General features: G+C 40.4%; 1 protein-coding gene and 1 pseudogene. Both read right to left on the bottom strand.

The window, feature by feature from the left end; genetic code table 11:
* Window positions 1–362, bottom strand: a pseudogene (locus DXC51_RS29220) (PD-(D/E)XK nuclease family transposase); the annotation flags it as partial.
* A 602-nt stretch (window positions 363–964) separates the two neighbouring features.
* Window positions 965–1,204: hypothetical protein (locus DXC51_RS29215; protein ID WP_207660885.1), on the bottom strand; the 240-nt coding region annotated here is incomplete at its 5' end.

Here is a 1,204-nt window from a genome sequence, read left to right as displayed (position 1 = left end):
TCCGCCAGGCTTCCGTCCTCGAATTCCACCAGGATATCCGTGACTAATAAGGTGTTTTCGTCCGCAATCCTGCCTCCCTCATTGGGAAGCACCTGACGAATCACTACCTTTTTCCCCAGCAGCAGCGACAGAAAACAATTCAGTCTGCCGGGTGTATATTCCGGACTCATGATTTCCTTAAAAAAGGAATCATAGAGGATCTTTACGCCCTTCATACCCGTGCAGAAATCCAAAAATTCTTCCTGCCGTTCAGGCGTCCAGCTCTGAAACAGCGCCTTCAGCCCGCTGCTTTCACCAATTTCTTTCAACACCTCCTTTCTTTCCCTGATAAGCGGAAAATAATTCCTGAGCCTGTTTTCCATAAATATTCCTCCTGTATTAAGTTTTTGCCATTTACGGATTATTGCTTCGAAAAGGAAGCGCCGAAATGAAAGAACGGCCGGACGGCCGGATACTACAGCAGCATAGATACTGCTGTGTGACGGAATAATAATAACATACTATTTTAATAATATCAACCAAAATCTAAATGCTGTTGGATATCTTCAGTACATATAAGAGAATAAATCCATGTGAATAATTAGCCATTTGTAACTGTCCAGTTTCTTCACAGTTACTGCCAAAATCCATCTTAAATCGCCTACAGCGATGGAATTTCCACACATTGAATCATTTTCGTACGATCGCCGCAGCAAATGTGCTGACCTGCTGAAGTTACAGCTATTTTAAACTTATTATCCATATTTTTACAGTTATGTTATATCCAGATAATCATAATAACAAAAAATAGCATCCCTGCCCTCATGTTATACTGCTATCAGCAATGTTTGGATGCTATTCTTTATATTTTTTTAATCTAAACCTTTTTTAATCTAAATCCATTGCAATATTGTTTCCTGCTGTACTCTTTTAAGCATTATGCATCCTGCAGAATACATTAAGTTCCATCGCACACTATGGCCACTTATTCCGCAGATTCAGAACCATTTTTTCTTTCCAGTTCTTCTATTCGTTTTAAAGCCTTCTCAAGTGCGGCAGCCTGAGCAGTAATCATCTCCAGCAGTTTGTTATTTTCTTCATCATGCCTTTTCTGCTCTTCCTCGTGTCTTTTCTGTTCCTCTTCGTATCTCTTTATCTCTTCCTTATGTTTCTTCTTCTCTTCCTCGTGCCTCTTCTTTTCTTCTTCCAACGCAGCGGACTGTGC

Source organism: Eisenbergiella massiliensis (genome assembly GCF_003435485.1).
The sequence above is the reverse complement of the archived record's forward strand: the minus strand, read 5'-3'. Positions and strand labels throughout refer to the sequence as shown.